This is a genomic window from Mesorhizobium norvegicum (assembly GCF_004919685.1).
Lineage (GTDB): Bacteria > Pseudomonadota > Alphaproteobacteria > Rhizobiales > Rhizobiaceae > Mesorhizobium > Mesorhizobium norvegicum.
In genome coordinates, this window is sequence record NZ_SMYZ01000209.1 from 1 (window position 1) to 2,038 (window position 2,038).

A 2,038-nucleotide genomic window follows, 5' to 3' on the forward strand; every position below is an offset into this window, starting at 1 on the left:
AGCAATCGACGAGTTCATGCTCGACTTCAAGACATTGGTCTTCGTCGTCGAGAGCGGCGAGCAAGGGTTCCGGAAATCACTGGGCAAGCTGGCTCGCGCCAGGCTGTCGAAGCTCCGGCACCTGGTGAATGTAGCGGCGTAGGAAGCCGGCCTCCGGCGCCTGGCTTATCCCTTCAGGATGGTCGCCAGCCGCGGGATGCCTTCGGTCACCGCGCGGCGGTCGGCAAGGGTGAAGGACAGCCGCAGCGTGTTGCGCCCGGTTCCGTCGGCATAAAAGGCGCTGCCGGGCACGAAGGCGACCCGCGCTTCCTTCACCGACCGCGCCAGCAACGCGGTGGCATCCGACCCTTCCGGGAGCGTCACCCAGACGAACATGCCACCTTCCGGACGACTCCAGGTCACGCCTTCCGGCATGTTGGCTTCGAGAGCGCCGAGCAGGCCGTCGCGGCGCTCGCGATAGGCGCCGATCAGTTTCTCCACCTGGCCGTCGAACACAGCCTCGGCGACGCGATGCATCACCACCTGGTTGATCGACGGGCTGTGCAGGTCGGAGGCCTGCTTCATCAGCACCAGCTTCTCGATGACATGGCGCGGCGCGCACACCCAGCCCACGCGCATGCCCGGCGACAGGATCTTCGAGAACGAGCCGCAATAGAGCGTACGCGCCTTGTCGATAGAGCCGCAGCGCGCGCAGTCGAGCGCCAGGATCGGCGGCACACCTTCGCCGTCATAGCGCAGCGCGCGATAGGCGGCATCCTCGATCACGGCGATGTCGAGTTCGCCGGCAAGGTCGAGCACCGCTTCGCGCTGCTTTCGGTCCAGCGTGTTGCCGGTCGGGTTGGCGAAGTCCGGCACCAGATAGGCGAACTTGACCTTGCCGCCATTGGCAGTCGCTGCCGCGCGATAGGCATCGGGCGTCATGTTGCCGCCGGCCGGGGTCAGCCGGTCGTAGCGCGGTTCATAGGCGTTGAAAGCCTGCAGCGCACCGAGATAGGTCGGCCATGTCACCAGCGCGGTGTCGCCCGGCGACAGGAACAGTTTGCCGAGATAATCCAGCGCCTGCTGCGAGCCGGAGGTGATGAAGATGTTGGCCTCGTCGCAGGCGACACCGAGCTTGCCCATCTGCCCGGCCAGCCACCGCCGCAGCGGCAGATAGCCTTCCGAGACCTGGTACTGCAGCGCCGCACCTGCCTCCGCGCCACCCAGCACATCGGCATAGGCGTCGCGGATAGCCTCGGCGGGAAACAGCGCCGGATCGGGAATGCCGCCGGCAAACGAGATGATGTCCGGCTGGTCGAGCAGCTTCAGGAGCTCGCGGATTTCGGACGCTTTCATGCGCGACGAGCGCGAAGCCAACAGGTTCATCAAAGTCAAAGCGCGCCTCCCGCGACGTTTCTATATAGGTCAATGTGACTGACCTATTACAGCCCTTCCCGGCTATTTGAATAGGGCCTGAAAGCCGTCCGTTATACGCCAGTCGCTGTCGGTGCGCAGCGGGTGCGCGAAACTACAAGGTCTTCTTGTAGCCGAGATGGCTGCCGGTGAAGCCGAGGCTTTCATAGAAGCGGTGCGCGTCCGCGCGCGACCTGTCGGTGGTCAGTTGGACGAGGCCGCAGCCGCGCGCGCGGCACTCATCGATCGCCCATTCGATCATCTACCTGCCGATGCCGCCCGAGCGCCTGTGGCCGGCGACCCGAACCGCCTCGATCTGCCCGCGCCAGGCGCCCTTGCGCGAGAGGCCGGCAAGGAAGGTGATCTGCAAGGTGCCGATCACCTCGGCGCCCTCGACGGCCACCGCCAGCAGCTGATTGGGATCGGCGTCGATGGCGTTGAAGGCATCGGTGTAGCCTTGCGCGAGCGGCAAGGAGGCGTCCTCACGGCCGGCGCCAAGCGGATCGTCGGCCAGCATGGCGACGATGTCAGGCAGGTCGGAGGCTTGCGCACGGCGGAAGGTGATCATGGTGCCGGCTTAGCGCGAGGCATTGGCAGCGGCAAGATTTGAATACGCTCCTCTCCGGGCGCCGGCGCCGCCCCTCAT

Annotated in this window: 1 protein-coding gene and 1 pseudogene; both read right to left on the bottom strand. The window is 65.8% G+C overall.

The window, feature by feature from the left end; genetic code table 11:
• Positions 1–165: 165 nt before the first annotated feature.
• A complete protein-coding gene (locus FCU66_RS40770; RefSeq protein ID WP_181956597.1) occupies positions 166–1,365 on the bottom strand; it encodes an aminotransferase-like domain-containing protein in 1,200 nt (399 codons plus the stop codon).
• 142 nt (positions 1,366–1,507) lie between these two features.
• A pseudogene (locus FCU66_RS40775) lies at positions 1,508–1,960 on the bottom strand (N-acetyltransferase family protein).
• Positions 1,961–2,038: the final 78 nt, after the last annotated feature.